Here is a 15031-nt window from a genome sequence, read left to right as displayed (position 1 = left end):
GAATAGAGAAATAGAAAATTATGTTAAAGTTTTTAAGCAAGTTATTTGGTAGTAAGTCCGAAAGAGATGTTAAGGGAGTACAGCCATTAGTAAATAAAATCAAGGAAGAATACGAGAAATTATCCGCTTTGACGCATGATGAGCTACGTGGGAAGACCTTGGATTTTAAACAAAGAATCGGCAACTATTTGCAAGACATCGACAATGAAATCAACAGCCTAAAGCAAGAGGCTGAGGCTACGGAGGACATGGAGCTAAAAACTTCAACCTACGACAAGATTGACAAATTGACAAAAGATCGCGATAAGAAGCTTGAGGAAGTATTATTGGAAATATTACCTGAAGCTTTTGCTGTTGTTAAGGAGACAGCTCGTCGCTTTACAGAAAATAAAGAGATTGAGGTTACGGCATCTGAATTCGATAGAGATATCGCTGCCCGTAAACCGAACGTAAGCATTCAGGGTGATAAAGCCATCTGGAAGAACACTTGGATCGCTGCGGGTTCTGAAGTTACCTGGAACATGGTTCACTACGACGTACAGTTGATCGGTGGTATCGTGTTGCACCAAGGGAAGATCGCCGAGATGTCAACGGGTGAAGGTAAGACCTTGGTAGGAACTTTACCTACTTACTTGAACGCATTGGCGGGTCAAGGGATCCACATCGTAACGGTGAACGACTATTTGGCACGTCGTGACTCGGAATGGAACGGTCCTATCTTCGAATTCCACGGAATGAGCGTTGATTGTATCGACAAATACCAACCGAACTCTCCACAACGTCGTCAGGCTTATATGAGCGATATCGTTTATGGTACAAACAACGAATTTGGTTTTGATTATTTGCGTGACAATATGACGAACACCAAAGAATCTATGGTTCAGCGCAAATTGCACTTTGCCATGATCGATGAGGTGGATTCGGTATTGATCGATGATGCGCGTACGCCATTGATTATCTCTGGTCCAATCCCTATGGGTGACCAACATGAGTTCTATCAATTGAAACCAAGGATCGAACGTTTGGTAAATGCTCAAAAAGCTTATATCAACACGGTTTTGAACCAAGCGAAGAAAGCAATTGCTGATAATGACACCGATCCTGAAAAAGGTGGATTGGCATTATTCCGTGCTTACCGTGGTTTGCCGAAGAACAAAGCATTGATTAAATATCTATCTGAAGGAAATCACCGTCAGATCCTACAAAAAGTAGAAAACTACTATATGCAAGAGCAAAACCGTCATATGCCTAAGGCAGATGCGGAACTGTTCTTCGTTATCGATGAGAAAAACAATCAGGTAGAACTTACTGAAAAAGGTATTGAGTTGATCACTGCTACAGGTGAGGATCCAAACTTCTTTATCCTTCCAGACGTAGGTACCGAGATTGCTGAAATTGAAAAAGCAGATCTTCCTATCGAAGAGAAAGCACAGCAGAAAGAAGAGTTGATGCGCGATTACTCGATCAAAGCAGAGCGTATCCACTCCATCAACCAATTGTTAAAAGCTTATACCCTATTTGAAATCGATGATCAATATATCGTTGATGAGGGAAAAGTTAAGATTGTAGATGAGCAAACCGGTCGTATCATGGACGGACGTCGTTATTCTGACGGATTACACCAAGCGATCGAAGCTAAAGAGAACGTAAAAGTAGAGGATGCAACCCAAACGTATGCAACCATTACCTTACAGAACTACTTCCGTATGTACCACAAGCTATCGGGAATGACCGGTACGGCATCAACAGAGGCTGGAGAGCTTTGGGAAATCTACAAATTGGATGTGGTTGAAATTCCAACGAACAAAGTTATCCAACGTGATGACCGTCAAGATTTGATCTATCGTACGGCACGTGAGAAATATAATGCGGTAGCACAAGAGATCCAGACCTTGACAGAACAAGGCCGTCCAGTATTGGTGGGTACGACTTCTGTAGAGATTTCGGAGTTATTGAGCCGTATGTTGAAGTTACGCGGTGTAAAACACAACGTGTTGAACGCGAAGCTTCACCAAAAAGAGGCAGACATCGTTGCAGAGGCAGGACGTCCGGGCCAAGTAACCATCGCTACCAACATGGCAGGTCGTGGTACGGATATTAAGTTGACCCAAGAGGTCATCAATGCAGGTGGTTTAGCGATCATCGGTACAGAGCGCCATGAGTCTCGTCGTGTTGACCGTCAGTTAAGAGGTCGTGCAGGACGTCAAGGAGACCCAGGTTCATCTCAATTCTTCGTATCCCTAGAAGATCCATTGATGCGTTTATTCGCTTCAGAGCGTATCTCTAACCTGATGGTTAAGATGGGTGTTGAAGATGGCGAGGTGATGCAACACGGTATGTTGACCAAATCTATCGAGCGTGCGCAACGTAAGGTAGAGGAAAACAACTTCGGTACGCGTAAGCACCTATTGGAGTACGATGACGTGATGAACTCACAACGTACGGTAATCTATACCAAACGTAAGAACGCATTGTTCGGTGAGCGTTTAGATGTAGATTTGAACAACACCATCTATGATGTGGTTGAGGATGTCGTATTGGAGGCAAAAGAGGACAACTCCTATGATGAATTCCAAATCGAGGTGATCCGTGTATTTGCAATCAATCCTGAAATTACACAGGAAGAATTTGCAAGTGAGTCAGCGACTAGTTTAGTTGACAAATTATTTGATCAAGTTATCAATTACTACCACCGCAAGGCTGTAAACATCGCTGAGCAGACTTTACCGGTATTGACAAATGTGCTTGCTGAGCGTGGTGGGATGATAGAAAATATCATAGTTCCTTTTACAGATGGAATTCGTGGCATTCAAGTTGCTACAAATTTGCAAAAAGCTGTAGAAAGTAAAGGTAAAGACGTATTCAAATCATTTGAGAAGGGCATCGTTCTAGCTTTGATTGATGAGGCATGGAAAGAGCACCTTCGTGAGATGGATGATTTGAAACAATCTGTACAGAACGCGCGATACGAGCAAAAAGACCCTATCATTATCTATAAAATGGAGGCTTACAACTTGTTTAAGACAATGTTGGCCGGCATGAACAAAGATATCGTTAGTTTCTTGTTCAAAGGCGAGATTCCTGGACAGCAGCAAGAACCTCAAAACATTCAAGCAGCACGCCCAGAAGCGCCAAAGGTAAAAGTTAAAGAAACAAAAGAAGAGTTAAGTTCTCCAACCGGAGTATCTGAAGAGGACCTGAACACACAGGAAGCTCAAGTTACCCAACCTATCCGTAAGGATCAGGCCATTGGAAGAAATGATGAATGTCCTTGTGGTTCTGGGTTGAAGTATAAAAACTGTCACGGAAAACAAGGTTAATTAAAAAATGAAATACAAAGGATTTATAGTTAGCTTCTTGATGCTGTTCGCCATCGTATCAGTATCAAAGGCACAAGAGAACAAAGTGATTGTTGAAAAGGATTCTTTAATCGGACTTTTACAAGAATTCCGTTCATTCTATGCTTTAAATCCTGCCGCCAGTAAGACGGTAAGTCTGGAGCCTAAAACCATTGACAAATCACGCGCAACCCGTGTGAAGGTCCGTGGTTTTAGGGTACAGATCTTTTCTGGTTCCAGCCGCCGGGATGCTGAAAATGTACAGCGTAGTTTCCAAAGCCAGAATTCAGATATCAATGCTTACCTAGATTATGTAGAACCAAACTACAGGGTCAAAGTAGGCGACTTTACAAGCCGTTCCGCAGCGACGGCCTATATGCGAGAGCTTCGCGGCCGATACAATAATGTATTTGTCTTTGTCGAGGATGTCTGGACATGGCAATAGTGGAGGATCAACATGCCAATATCAAAACAAAGAATTCAAGAATTAGCCCAATCTTACTTTCAAGACACGGTAAACAACAGAAGGTTTCTACATCAGAATCCTGAATTGTCCTTTGAAGAATACAACACCTCGGCATTTATCAAACAAGTGCTGACGGACCTAGAGATTCCTTTTGAATCCATGGCCAATACAGGCGTTGTAGCCCTGATCAAAGGAGATTTACCTTCGGACAAAGTACTTGCCCTACGAGCAGATATGGACGCACTTCCGATCACAGAGGTGGAAGGCAGATCGTATGGCTCCAAGAATGTGGGTGTGATGCATGCCTGTGGGCATGATGTGCATACCTCGTCTTTGCTGGGCGTGGCTAAGATATTGAATGATTTGAAACCTGAATTTGGCGGAACCCTGAAGCTTATCTTCCAACCTGGAGAAGAAAGACTACCGGGAGGTGCTTCCTTAATGATCAAGGAAGGAGTATTGCAAAATCCCGAACCTCAAGGTATCGTTGGACAGCATGTAATGCCTTTTATCGAGGCCGGCAAAGTTGGTTTCCGATCCGGTAAATATATGGCATCCTGCGACGAATTGTTTATGACAGTTCGTGGCAAGGGAGGACATGGTGCTCAACCCCATCAGAATATTGACCCTATCGCCATTACGGCGCAGATCATATCAGCCATGCAACAGATTGTGAGCCGTGTTGCAGATCCAAGGACCCCTTCGGTTTTATCTTGGGGCAAGATCATTGGAAATGGCGCTACAAACGTAATCCCTGAAGAGGTTTATCTGGAAGGTACTTTCAGGACCTTTGATGAGAAATGGAGAGCAGAAGCCCATGAGAAAATGCATAAGATGGCTGTTGGCATTGCAGAGGGTATGGGTGCTACCTGTGATTTTGAAATCAGAAAAGGTTATCCATTCCTGATCAATGAACCTCAGATTACGGAAGCTTCCCGTTCGTATGCCCAAGAGTATCTTGGCCATGAGAATGTTGTTGAGCTTGATCTATGGCCGGCAGCAGAGGATTTTGCCTATTATTCTCAAGAAACAAATGCTTGTTTCTATAGGTTGGGCACAGGAAATCAAGCCAAAGGCATACAATCTGCAGTACATACTTCAACCTTTGATATCGACGAAACTGCACTTCAAACCAGTATTGGTCTGATGTCCTATATTGCAGTCCGTTATTTAGGCAATTAGTTATGTCTTCTCATCATATTGTTCGAGAGAATCAAGAGCCAGCTTTGTTCATCGCAAATCCTGACTGTTTGGTTGATGAATATTTAAACCAGCTTTTGGAGTGGAGTCCAACCATTATTACGTTGGCCGAACATTACGAATCCCTAAAGGCACGAGAAATAAAGATCGATGTGGTCCTAGATAACCAAGGTCTGGAATCTCATGTGCTTGAAGAGCATATTTCCCTTATCCCCTATTCTGATTCCTATATTGGCCCCTTATTTTCCTATTTAAAAGAGAAAAACAATTTTGCCGTCAATATTTTGACAGATATCGTTGAGATAGCGCTTTATTTGCCCTATTTAGGCGATTTCAACATCAATCTGATCAACAATAAGGGGAAAACACTTTTTGTAAAGAAATACGAGAAATGGCTTCCAAAAGGCTTTAATTTGTTTATTGAACTTGAGGAAGGGAAATTGGGCGAAATGCAGAACTTAAAACCTTTGGGGGATCGTGATTATGCTGTCCTAAATGATGGTTTTGTTTCTATTCCGCAGCAAGAATCCTATTTTATTATATCTGAAGAGCTATGACAGAGATCATACCAGCAAAGCAGGAAGATGCCGTGTTAATCCATGAATTAGCACATGCCATCTGGTTTCCGACTTATGAAAGCATTCTTTCTAAGGAGCAGATTGCCTTTATGTTGGATAAAATGTATTCGGTGGAGGCATTAAGCTCGGCTATCCAAGATAATAAAGCATTTCATCTCCTATATGAGGATGGAAAACCGGTAGGTTTTATTGGGTTTGACCTTAAAAAAGACCTCTTAAGGATCGAGAAAATCTATCTGTTACCTCGTACGCAGGGAAAAGGCTATGGCAAGCTGCTGATCGATTTTGCAGCGCAGGAAGCAAAGAAACTGGGGTTTCAGACCTTGGAACTGAATGTTAACCGATCGAACAATGCCTATCAATTTTATCTGAAACAAGGATTTGAGGTAATTCAGGAAATTGATATCCCCTATTATGGATTTATTCTTGATGATTACATTATGCGCAAGAAATTGGATTAACAGCATTTAATCCCATCTAAGATATAACAAGAAAAGACGGCCAGTTGACCGTCTTTTTCTGTTATATGGGATAAACCCTTAATCTCTTAGTTTTTCAACCCTACTCGGTGTTTGAGTTCCATTGATAATTCCAATAGCCCCAGTTGCGATGGCTTCAATACTTGATTTAATATTGTTGATGTCCAAAGTACTTACCTCGTCTTTTACCGTGTGGTAATACTGATCCTTATCGATCTGTGATGTAGAAAAGGTATGTGCCGGGACGCCTAATGCGGCCAATACGGCATTATCGCTGCGGTAGAATAGGTTTTGTGTAGTATACGGGTCTGGATGGAAGGTAAATGCAGAGCCCTTCAGGTTCTCTTGCATCAGTTTACCAAGGTCAGACGCGCTGTATCCCGTAATATAGAGACTATTCGGGCCGAATTTAGAATCCTTACCGATCATTTCGATATTGATCATGGCCACGACCTTCTCCGGATCTATATTGTTGGAGAAATATTTGGAACCAAACATGCCAATTTCCTCAGCAGTGAAAGCGACAAAGATGATGGTTCTTTCATTGTTGTTTAATTTCTTGTAATATCTAGCCAATTCGATCATCGCCGTTGTGCCAGAGGCATCATCGTCAGCGCCATTTGCAATGGAATCACCTTCCACAGCAGGCAAGATACCGATATGGTCATAATGGCAAGAAATTACTACATATTCCTCAGGTTTAGATTTACCTGGAAGGACAGCCGCCACATTGAACATATTGAACTCTTCTGTTTTGCGGGTCTGTTTGATTTCATGGTTTTCAGGTAATTCATCAGCCACGATAAAAACCTTAGGATTTCCGGCAGCTTTTTCCTGGCCTTTGATTACAATGCTCTCGCGATTGTAGATTCTCTTGAAACGGGCCAAAAATGGAGCATGCTTCTTGTCTACCAAAACGACAACCTTATTTGGGTTCTGTTGAACGATTTCCCTGAATTTTTGGGAAAAATCATCATCAGCAGAAATCTTAATGGTTTCAATGAAAGGTGCATTTTTAGTAATAGGTTCGTCTAAATTACCTACGATCAAGAACTCATCATCATTTAATTTTTTATCAGCTAAGGTGACACTTTGTTCAGTCACCCTGCCCCGATTAACCAGAAAGGATTGGCGGAAGTTATCACCTTCATACGGTTTCAGGCCAATTTCCTTGAATTCAGATGCTATAAAGTCGGCTGCTTTGCCAATATCTTCGAGGTTTAGGGCCGACCGGCCTCTCATATCATCAGAAGCAAGGGTATTCAAGATTCTGGAAATATTTTCCGTGCTTGTAATCTGCTTTTGCTGAGCGGAGCTCATTTGGAATAAAAAGCCAGAAAATACGAGTGCTAAGAATAGTTTTTTCATGAATAAAATGTTTGTGATGAAATTAACAAAAATTCTATATTATTGGCAGGGCCTTTGAGTCTAAATTTTATATATTTGATAAAAAGCTTACTATGAAAGAAATTAGCGTTCAAGAATTAAAGGACATGATGGATCACAATGTTGAGTTTCAATTGATCGACGTTCGTGAGCCTTTTGAATATGAGGTATCGAACCTGAATGGAGTGAACATTCCATTGTCAGGCGTTGTGATTGAGTCTGAAAAGATTTCAAAAGATATTCCAGTGGTGATCCACTGCCGTTCAGGGAAGCGTAGTGCTCAGGCTGTTATGCTTTTAGAACAAGAAGGATACACGAATTTATCCAACCTACAAGGCGGAATTTTAGCTTGGAAAGAAGCTTTTGATCCGGAGATGGATGTTTATTAAGAAACAGTAAATCAATAAAAAGCTCAAGGATTCCTTGAGCTTTTTATTTTTAGGGCAATTTATTGCTTAAATAATAATTTTACTCCCCTATCTTTAGAATATATTTAAAAATAATGTTTTTATTTTCTTGCCTATTATTAAAATATTAAAAGAGCTAACTTTATAGTATTATTCCAAGAATAAACAAAAACATATTTTTATGTCAAATCAATCAAACACAACTTTCAGCTTCTTTCAAGGAGTGGGTCGGAATTTTGATAAAGCGGCCAAGTTCACCAAGTTTTCTCCTGGCATCCTCGAACAAATCAAAGCATGTAATTCCATATTACGAGTAAGATTTCCGGTTAAAATCGGAGATAACATTGAGGTTATAGAAGCTTACCGTGTTCAACATTCACATCATAAGCTACCATGTAAAGGGGGTATCCGTTTCAGTATGGAGGTGGATCAAGACGAAGTGATGGCCCTTGCATCATTAATGACCTATAAATGTGCCATTGTAAACGTTCCGTTTGGTGGTGCTAAAGGAGGTGTGAAAATCGATGCAAAGAAGTATTCAGAGTACGAATTAGAAAAAATTACCCGTCGATACACGACGGAATTGGTGAAAAAGAACTTTATTGGACCGGGAACGGATGTTCCGGCGCCGGATTATGGTACCGGTGCACGCGAGATGAGCTGGATCGTAGATACCTATACTACATTGAACCCGAATGAAATCAATGCACAGGCCTGTGTGACGGGGAAACCTGTTTCTCAAGGTGGTGTAAGAGGCCGTACAGAAGCGACAGGCTTAGGCGTATTTTTCGGGGTTAAGGAAGCGTGTAAGATTGAAGAAGATATGACCAAGTTGGGATTGACAACTGGTGTTGAAGGCAAGAAAGTAATCGTTCAAGGTTTAGGAAATGTGGGTTACCATGCTGCTAAATATTTTCAGGAAGGTGGTTCCATCCTTGTTGGCTTGATCGAATATGAGGGCGCCATCTATAATGAAAATGGACTAGACCTGGAAGAGGTTGTTGCACATAGAAAGGCTACAGGCTCTATCCTAAATTTCCCTGGTGCCATCAATATTGAAGAATCTATAAAAGGTTTAGAGCAGCCATGTGATATCTTGATCCCTGCAGCATTAGAATCTGTGATCAATGGAGACAATGCAGAAAGAATTCAAGCGCAGATCATTGGTGAAGCGGCAAATGGTCCATTGACACCGGAAGCAGATGAGGTTTTCAATAGGAAAGGAAAATTGGTGATCCCAGACATCTATTTAAATGCCGGAGGGGTTACAGTATCTTATTTTGAATGGTTGAAAAACCTAAGCCACGTGCGCTATGGTCGTCTTGAAAAGAGATTCAGCGAAAACATGTATGCTGAAATCTTGAATATCATAGAATCTATGACCAATCAAAAGGTTTCTAAATTGGAGCGCAAGATCATTTTAAGAGGACCAGATGAGGTTGATTTAGTGTATTCAGGGCTGGAAGATACCATGATCGGTTCCTACCATGAAATCCATCAGATCTGGAAAAGCATGGATGGCGTTGAGGACCTAAGGACAGCGGCATTTATCTGTGCGATCAACAAAGTTGGAGAATCCTATAAGGAACTGGGAATATTCCCATAAACGAGGACGGGATTTTATCCTTAACTTTGCTTCATGAATAAATTATTCCACCAGACTAAACAGGCATTCCTATTTAGTCTGGCTTTTTATATCCTTTCAATCTTATTATTTATCCTGAAGGTGGGCTATGCTCCTATCCTATTGAGCATCTCGATGGTACTTTCATTAATATGGGTGGTATTGGTGCTGTTGGAGATCATGCGTTCGACCAGAATCAGCAATGGAGAGCGATTGATTTTGGCTTTATTCGTCATCTTGGGGAATATTATGGCCGGAATAGTGTATTTTTATTTCATTCGGGAACGAGTAACGGGTTTTAAAGTAATAAAGAAGAAATGACGAAGAAGTTTATATTGAATTTACTGCTCAATTTAGGGATCGTGTTTTTGGTTTTGAGCGCATGGGCAGGTTATAATAGCGGACAGGTACTGTATTTGGGGATTTCCATCGCCTTATTGGTGTTGTTGATCTATCTGAAGGTGGTTCTGTTAAAACAGGTGAGCCGAGATGTGAAGATCAAGCAAGAGGAAAAGGCCAAGCTGGCGCAGCAAGAAATGAGACAACAAAAGAAAAGGGCTAAAAAATAGCCCTTTTTCATTTTATTTTAATCCGCCTTATTTTACAAAAGGAGGTTTTCTTACGATCGCTTTGATAGGTTGGTTACGGATAGAGATAAAGATCTCTGTACCTTCTTTAGCAAATGCAGGTTCTACATAACCTAAACCGATAGATTTTTTCAAGGATGGAGATTGTGTTCCGGAGGTAACACGTCCGATCTTGTTTCCATCAGCATCCACGATTTCATAATCATGACGAGGGATACCTCTATCAATCATTTCAAATCCTACCAATTTTTGAGAAACACCTTTTTCTTTTTCAGCTTTTAGGTTATCAGCGTTTACAAAGTCCTTTGTGAATTTAGTAACCCATCCTAAGCCAGCTGCCAAAGGTGAAGTATTGTCATCGATATCATTTCCGTATAGACAGAAGCCCATTTCTAAGCGTAGGGTATCTCTAGCGCCAAGTCCGATTGGCTTAATGCCATATTCTTGACCAGCTTCCATGATTGCATTCCAAACTTGCTCCGCATGTTCGTTGGCAACATAGATTTCGAAACCACCGGCGCCGGTATAACCTGTTGCAGAAACCAACACGTTTTCTACACCAGCAAATACTCCTTTTTGGAAAGAATAGTATTCCATTGGAGCCAAGTCGATATCCGTTAATTTTTGTAGGGCATCGGCAGCTTTAGGACCTTGTACAGCGAAAAGAGAAGTTTCGTCAGAAATGTTTTTCATTTCTACGCCTTCTGTATTGAATTTGCTGATCCAATCCCAGTCTTTATCGATGTTTGATGCATTTACAACCAAAAGATAGGTTTTGTCATCAATTTTATAAGTTAAGAAGTCATCTACAATACCGCCATTTTCGTTTGGAAGATAGCCGTACTGAACTTTACCGTCATATAGTTTTGAGGCATCGTTAGAAGAAACTTTCTGGATAAGGTCTAATGCTTTTTCGCCCTTTAAGATAAACTCCCCCATGTGGCTAACATCGAACATCCCTACAGCGGTACGCACTGTTTCGTGTTCGTCGTTGATACCAGTATATTGAACTGGCATATTGAATCCGGCGAAAGGAACCATTTTCGCACCTAAAGCGACATGAACGTCAGTTAACGCAGTTTTTTTCATGTTAAATCAATGAGTTTTTTGTTGTTACAAAAATAGGAAAATTAATTAGGATTTAGTATTGAGATATGAGATGTGAGATTTGAGAAATTTAATTTCGAAATTTTTCAGTTTAAAAAATTTAATTAGAGATTTTTATGTCTCAATACTCCAATCTCAATACTCATATCTTATATTCAATATCCCTAACGCTCTTTCAAACTCAGGTTGGATTTGGGCTTGGATAAGGATGTTTTCTTGGGTTTTGGGATGGGTGAATACAAGTGATTTCGCGTGCAGGAGCATGGTGTCGTGCTGGAAGGTATCTTTCCAGAGTTTGTTCTGTTTGTTGCAGCCGTGTGGTCTGTCGCCGATGATGGGATGGAAAATATGGGCGAAGTGTCGGCGCAATTGGTGCATCCTTCCGGTTTCGGGCTTTGCAAGGACCAAGGAATACCTAGAAGTTGGAAATTTTCCGAAGGGAAGGTCAATTTCAGTGGTAGCCAGGGTCTGGTAGTTGGTCAATGCTTCTTGGATCGTGCCGTTTTCTTTTTTTAAGGGATAATCAATGGTCCCTTCGGGATCGGTATGGCCACGAAGAACGGCCAAATATTCTTTTTTGATTAAGTTTTGGGAAAATGCGGTTTGTATGGCGCTATCCATTTCCTTGTTCAGGGAAAATAAAAGCACCCCTGCGGTCTTTCGGTCCAAACGATGGGCAGGATAGACCTTCTTCCCTATTTGATCTCTTAAGAGTTGTAGGGCAAACTCGGAAGTATCTGCAGCAATGGAGGATTTATGGACCAATAATCCATGGGGTTTGTTGATGGCAACAAAATCCTCATCTTCGAATAAGATCTCAAGCATGTCTATCGCTTTAATGCGTCGATTAACATTCCGGCTTTTTCATCGATCTTGGAACTGATCCATACCTGTCCGAAAGCCCCTCCTCCAATGGTAATCTTTTCGCTGTTCCAGTTAATCTTGGCAAGAGAAAAAAGGTAATAGTTTTCGGTGTAGGTGTAATTGTTCACAAATTCATTGACCACCTGGTCGCCTATGAGCATCATACCTAGATCTACAGCGTCCTTATGCTTGTAATCCAATTGTTTTTTGAGGATTTCTTTGGCCTTGAGTGACAGTTTTTCATTGATTTTCTCCTTGGAAGGATTGGTGAAAACCGCGACCAACATAATGACAACCCCCAATAAGGCAAAGATTCTTGTTTTACTCATAGGTACAAAAATAGTTTATTTTGAAGAGATTGGACTAAAATATCAAGCCAAACAGCCAAATTGTAAGGGCATACATGGCATAAATAAACAAAATGATGGTTATGAATATAACGATACCCAGGGTGATCAGGATGTTTTTGGCACTTCCTTGATGTTTATTGTCGTAATAATGTTCCCGTAGGAGTTTGACATTTTTCTCATTGGCCTTGTTGAAGAAGTCAAATACATTTCCAATGATGGGTATGGAACCTAAAAGTGCGTCATAAGTAACATTGAGCAGCATTTTTACGGCAACTTTGCTGCTTGCTCCATTTCTGTACATCACGGATACAAGTACCAGTGAAATAATGAAGGTGGCAATCTGCCCTCCAAAAGGAATAAAGTTTAGGATGGGGTCCAGACCGAAGCGGAAGTTTCCAATGCGGAAACGACTATCCATCAGGACAGATAGTCGTTTTACCCATTGAAAGTCTTTGTCAATCTTCTGTAAATTGTATGAAGGATGATGTTTCTCCATTGTTATTTCAGCGCGAATACGGCGTCGATATTACAGGTAAGTTTGATCGGTTTTACCTCTAGATCCAAGCCTTGTTCATTAGAATCCATTTCATTGCTCACCCCTTTGGCAGCCATGGCATACATACGTGGCTGAGGAACTAGATCATTCCAGTTCAAGCTGCTGTTATCATTGATCATGATAACCTTACCAACGTTTTCAGCATCTGCAGCAGCAAGGATCTCTGCATTTGTCCTCGCATCACGAACAGCTAGGGTTTTCAATTCCTTTTCGATTTCTTTCTTTTGCGAATGATCGTATCCGGAGATGTTGGTGCTCTGCAGTCCTTTTGCATCTACTTCCTCCAACATTGGATTTAAGTTCTTCAGATTAGTAACCTTGATCCTGTATTGTCTCGCCTGTAACAGTTCGTTGTTTTTCTTTTTGTTTTCAACATTGTAGCTATAGATGTTTTGAACGGTAAAGTCTTCTTTTTTGACTCCATTTTTCATAGCTGCATCAAAAAGTTGTTTTTCTAGCTGGTCAATAGCAACCTTTTTCTTGGTATTTCCATCTTGGTAATACTCTTTCAAAGAAATAGAAAGATAGATGATATCCGGTGTTACTTCTTTTTCTGCATAACCACGGGTTGCTACTCTCCTAGTGTTTTCCATATTATTAGTTTGGGCGCTCAATGAGGTCATCATTCCTACAAGCGCAATTAGCGTAATTAATTTTTTCATAATATTTTTAAATAAATTGTTCATGGCAAAAACCTTTCCAAATTGTTGGCGAAAAGAAATTGCCAAATAATTTGAAAAATGTTTAGTAGATTTAACGATTAAATTTAATTGGTATTCAAAAAATAATGATACCTTTAAAAAAAAACAATAGTAATTATTATGCAAGAAGGAGTAGTAAAATTCTTTAATGAAGCCAAAGGTTTCGGTTTCATCATTCCAAATTCTGGCGAGAGTGAAATTTTCGTTCACGTTTCTGGATTAGTAGACAAGGTTCGTGAAAACGACCATGTTTCTTACGAAGTACAACAAGGTCGTAAGGGACTAAACGCGGTAAATGTAAAGCTTATCTAAAAATTAGATTCAATATATATTTATTGTGGAAGCCCGTCGAGTACCAACTCAACGGGTTTTTTCATGCCTTTAATTTCCAAAAATTTCTTCCAGGATATAGAGGGAATTAATCTCTCCAAAGTTCTCTGTATGAAGTCGATAATAGTCGATGATTTTTTGCAGGAGATAGGTCCGATCCTGTCGGTTTAGCCTAATTTTGTTACAATTCGTAAAGCTGCTTTGTAAAATTTCTCTGAAATAAGTGCTGTAGGGTTCCTGCAGGACATGAAAGTGCGCAGGTAAGCTGTTGGAAAAGCGGCCTTCCATCAAGTCGAAATATGGAAGATCCTGTATGATGGGTTTGAAGCCTAGGTAGTGGCTCAGTTTGGCGAGGAAGACCAGATGATAATTTGCCAATCCTTCTTTGCTTTCATCCAGCCAAATGATGGCATTTTCCAAAAACTGGAAAAGTTGCGGTTCGGGATGCTGATGTCTCAAGACCTTGTAGAGGACTTCGTTCAAGAACATCGCAATGGAACTCTTGACGATATCTAGAGGGATGCTCTTGAGTGCAGGGATCTGCTGGGCTTCCTTTATTCGCTGCAGGTTGTTGTTTTCCTTATTATAAACGACCATTTCTAATAGATGAAATGGCTGGAGCATATTGAATGGGATCTTGGCCTTCGGTTTTCTGGCGCCATTGATCAGATAAGATTGCAGGCCCAAAACCTCCGTATATATCTGAGCGACAACGCTACTTTCGGAGTAGTTGGTAACTTTTAAGGTGATTCCTTTGGTTTGTTGCAGCATCAGGTTCTACCCTATTTGTTGTTCTTGGACTTCCTGTCGTCCAATATTGCGTTTCGATCGATCTTTCTGAACAAGCGATAAATAAAGGTGATAAAGCCGAATCCGAAAGAGATGACGCCGACAACCAGGAGCGGTTTATACCACATGTTGTCGGATTCCATGAGGATGGTACCATAGTAGATACAGATTATTCCCAGCAAAGTGAAAGCTAATCCTCGTATTAAATACTTGTTCATTGTGAATTGTTGAAAACTATTGTGAGCGTCGGCGCAAATAATAATGCAAAA

General features: G+C 40.7%; 18 protein-coding genes. 10 read left to right on the top strand and 8 right to left on the bottom strand.

Annotated features, from left to right (window positions below; translation table 11 throughout):
- The first annotated feature begins 20 nt into the window (after nt 1–20).
- Genes secA through RT138_RS12505 form a run of 5 tightly spaced genes read left to right on the top strand, consistent with a single transcriptional unit; the run spans nt 21 to nt 6043 of the window.
- Nucleotides 21–3320, top strand: a complete 3300-nt coding sequence (gene secA, locus RT138_RS12525; protein WP_313190963.1) for a preprotein translocase subunit SecA — start codon at nt 21–23, stop codon at nt 3318–3320.
- Nucleotides 3321–3327: 7 nt separating this feature from the next.
- Nucleotides 3328–3783, top strand: coding sequence for an SPOR domain-containing protein (locus tag RT138_RS12520; RefSeq protein ID WP_313190962.1), 456 nt, complete (start codon nt 3328–3330; stop codon nt 3781–3783).
- 12 nt (nt 3784–3795) lie between these two features.
- Entirely contained in the window at nt 3796–4986 is a 1191-nt protein-coding gene (locus RT138_RS12515; protein ID WP_313190961.1) for a M20 family metallopeptidase, read from the top strand.
- A gap of 2 nt (nt 4987–4988) precedes the next feature.
- Nucleotides 4989–5561 (top strand): hypothetical protein, encoded by a 573-nt coding sequence (locus RT138_RS12510; protein ID WP_313190960.1) that lies wholly within the window; start codon nt 4989–4991, stop codon nt 5559–5561.
- Nucleotides 5558–6043 carry a GNAT family N-acetyltransferase gene (locus RT138_RS12505; RefSeq protein ID WP_313190959.1) on the top strand — a complete coding sequence of 162 codons (486 nt, stop codon included), beginning with the start codon at nt 5558–5560 and terminating at the stop codon, nt 6041–6043. The genes RT138_RS12510 and RT138_RS12505 overlap by 4 nt, the downstream gene beginning before the upstream one ends.
- Before the next feature lie 78 nt (nt 6044–6121).
- On the opposite strand, the gene RT138_RS12500 is transcribed toward RT138_RS12505, so the two are convergent.
- Nucleotides 6122–7429 (bottom strand): M20/M25/M40 family metallo-hydrolase, encoded by a 1308-nt coding sequence (locus tag RT138_RS12500; RefSeq protein ID WP_313190958.1) that lies wholly within the window; start codon nt 7427–7429, stop codon nt 6122–6124.
- A gap of 92 nt (nt 7430–7521) precedes the next feature.
- Between RT138_RS12500 and RT138_RS12495 the strand changes: the two genes are divergently transcribed.
- The 4 genes from RT138_RS12495 to RT138_RS12480 all read left to right on the top strand — a co-directional run bounded on the left by RT138_RS12495 (nt 7522) and on the right by RT138_RS12480 (nt 10047).
- Nucleotides 7522–7836, top strand: coding sequence for a rhodanese-like domain-containing protein (locus RT138_RS12495; protein WP_093099998.1), 315 nt, complete (start codon nt 7522–7524; stop codon nt 7834–7836).
- A gap of 199 nt (nt 7837–8035) precedes the next feature.
- Entirely contained in the window at nt 8036–9460 is a 1425-nt protein-coding gene (locus RT138_RS12490; protein ID WP_313190957.1) for a Glu/Leu/Phe/Val dehydrogenase, read from the top strand.
- A gap of 33 nt (nt 9461–9493) precedes the next feature.
- Nucleotides 9494–9799 carry a hypothetical protein gene (locus tag RT138_RS12485; protein ID WP_185212779.1) on the top strand — a complete coding sequence of 102 codons (306 nt, stop codon included), beginning with the start codon at nt 9494–9496 and terminating at the stop codon, nt 9797–9799.
- Nucleotides 9796–10047, top strand: coding sequence for a DUF6358 family protein (locus tag RT138_RS12480; protein ID WP_313190956.1), 252 nt, complete (start codon nt 9796–9798; stop codon nt 10045–10047). The genes RT138_RS12485 and RT138_RS12480 overlap by 4 nt, the downstream gene beginning before the upstream one ends.
- A gap of 27 nt (nt 10048–10074) precedes the next feature.
- On the opposite strand, the gene gcvT is transcribed toward RT138_RS12480, so the two are convergent.
- The 5 genes from gcvT to RT138_RS12455 form a co-directional block, all read right to left on the bottom strand.
- Entirely contained in the window at nt 10075–11154 is a 1080-nt protein-coding gene (gcvT, locus tag RT138_RS12475) for a glycine cleavage system aminomethyltransferase GcvT (RefSeq protein ID WP_313190955.1), read from the bottom strand.
- A 153-nt stretch (nt 11155–11307) separates the two neighbouring features.
- Nucleotides 11308–11997, bottom strand: coding sequence for a pseudouridine synthase (locus RT138_RS12470; RefSeq protein WP_313190954.1), 690 nt, complete (start codon nt 11995–11997; stop codon nt 11308–11310).
- Between the two features lie 2 nt (nt 11998–11999).
- Nucleotides 12000–12365 carry a hypothetical protein gene (locus RT138_RS12465; RefSeq protein WP_313190953.1) on the bottom strand — a complete coding sequence of 122 codons (366 nt, stop codon included), beginning with the start codon at nt 12363–12365 and terminating at the stop codon, nt 12000–12002.
- Nucleotides 12366–12399: 34 nt separating this feature from the next.
- Nucleotides 12400–12882 (bottom strand): DUF4112 domain-containing protein, encoded by a 483-nt coding sequence (locus tag RT138_RS12460; protein ID WP_313190952.1) that lies wholly within the window; start codon nt 12880–12882, stop codon nt 12400–12402.
- A 2-nt stretch (nt 12883–12884) separates the two neighbouring features.
- Nucleotides 12885–13604, bottom strand: a complete 720-nt coding sequence (locus RT138_RS12455; protein ID WP_313190951.1) for an SIMPL domain-containing protein — start codon at nt 13602–13604, stop codon at nt 12885–12887.
- 159 nt (nt 13605–13763) lie between these two features.
- Between RT138_RS12455 and RT138_RS12450 the strand changes: the two genes are divergently transcribed.
- Entirely contained in the window at nt 13764–13955 is a 192-nt protein-coding gene (locus tag RT138_RS12450; RefSeq protein WP_093100014.1) for a cold-shock protein, read from the top strand.
- Nucleotides 13956–14024: 69 nt separating this feature from the next.
- Here the strand turns inward: RT138_RS12450 and recO are convergent, their stop codons facing one another.
- Together recO and RT138_RS12440 are read right to left on the bottom strand one after the other, a co-directional pair.
- Complete coding sequence (recO, locus tag RT138_RS12445; protein WP_185212786.1) at nt 14025–14744, bottom strand: DNA repair protein RecO; 720 nt, start codon at nt 14742–14744, stop codon at nt 14025–14027.
- A gap of 11 nt (nt 14745–14755) precedes the next feature.
- Nucleotides 14756–14980 carry a signal peptidase gene (locus tag RT138_RS12440; RefSeq protein ID WP_313190950.1) on the bottom strand — a complete coding sequence of 75 codons (225 nt, stop codon included), beginning with the start codon at nt 14978–14980 and terminating at the stop codon, nt 14756–14758.
- Between the last annotated feature and the right edge of the window lie 51 nt (nt 14981–15031).

It is taken from the genome of Sphingobacterium sp. (assembly GCF_032065005.1).
Classification (GTDB): Bacteria; Bacteroidota; Bacteroidia; order Sphingobacteriales; family Sphingobacteriaceae; genus Sphingobacterium.
The sequence above is the reverse complement of the archived record's forward strand: the minus strand, read 5'-3'. Positions and strand labels throughout refer to the sequence as shown.

Bases quoted from the DNA above. Each gene is read 5' to 3' on its own strand.
- secA (WP_313190963.1), top strand. From the start codon at position 21: ATGTTAAAGTTTTTAAGCAAGTTATTTGGTAGTAAGTCCGAAAGAGAT.
- RT138_RS12520 (WP_313190962.1), top strand. From the start codon at position 3,328: ATGAAATACAAAGGATTTATAGTTAGCTTCTTGATGCTGTTCGCCATC.
- RT138_RS12515 (WP_313190961.1), top strand. From the start codon at position 3,796: ATGCCAATATCAAAACAAAGAATTCAAGAATTAGCCCAATCTTACTTT.
- RT138_RS12510 (WP_313190960.1), top strand. From the start codon at position 4,989: ATGTCTTCTCATCATATTGTTCGAGAGAATCAAGAGCCAGCTTTGTTC.
- RT138_RS12505 (WP_313190959.1), top strand. From the start codon at position 5,558: ATGACAGAGATCATACCAGCAAAGCAGGAAGATGCCGTGTTAATCCAT.
- RT138_RS12500 (WP_313190958.1), bottom strand. From the start codon at position 7,429: ATGAAAAAACTATTCTTAGCACTCGTATTTTCTGGCTTTTTATTCCAA.
- RT138_RS12495 (WP_093099998.1), top strand. From the start codon at position 7,522: ATGAAAGAAATTAGCGTTCAAGAATTAAAGGACATGATGGATCACAAT.
- RT138_RS12490 (WP_313190957.1), top strand. From the start codon at position 8,036: ATGTCAAATCAATCAAACACAACTTTCAGCTTCTTTCAAGGAGTGGGT.
- RT138_RS12485 (WP_185212779.1), top strand. From the start codon at position 9,494: ATGAATAAATTATTCCACCAGACTAAACAGGCATTCCTATTTAGTCTG.
- RT138_RS12480 (WP_313190956.1), top strand. From the start codon at position 9,796: ATGACGAAGAAGTTTATATTGAATTTACTGCTCAATTTAGGGATCGTG.
- gcvT (WP_313190955.1), bottom strand. From the start codon at position 11,154: ATGAAAAAAACTGCGTTAACTGACGTTCATGTCGCTTTAGGTGCGAAA.
- RT138_RS12470 (WP_313190954.1), bottom strand. From the start codon at position 11,997: ATGCTTGAGATCTTATTCGAAGATGAGGATTTTGTTGCCATCAACAAA.
- RT138_RS12465 (WP_313190953.1), bottom strand. From the start codon at position 12,365: ATGAGTAAAACAAGAATCTTTGCCTTATTGGGGGTTGTCATTATGTTG.
- RT138_RS12460 (WP_313190952.1), bottom strand. From the start codon at position 12,882: ATGGAGAAACATCATCCTTCATACAATTTACAGAAGATTGACAAAGAC.
- RT138_RS12455 (WP_313190951.1), bottom strand. From the start codon at position 13,604: ATGAAAAAATTAATTACGCTAATTGCGCTTGTAGGAATGATGACCTCA.
- RT138_RS12450 (WP_093100014.1), top strand. From the start codon at position 13,764: ATGCAAGAAGGAGTAGTAAAATTCTTTAATGAAGCCAAAGGTTTCGGT.
- recO (WP_185212786.1), bottom strand. From the start codon at position 14,744: ATGCTGCAACAAACCAAAGGAATCACCTTAAAAGTTACCAACTACTCC.
- RT138_RS12440 (WP_313190950.1), bottom strand. From the start codon at position 14,980: ATGAACAAGTATTTAATACGAGGATTAGCTTTCACTTTGCTGGGAATA.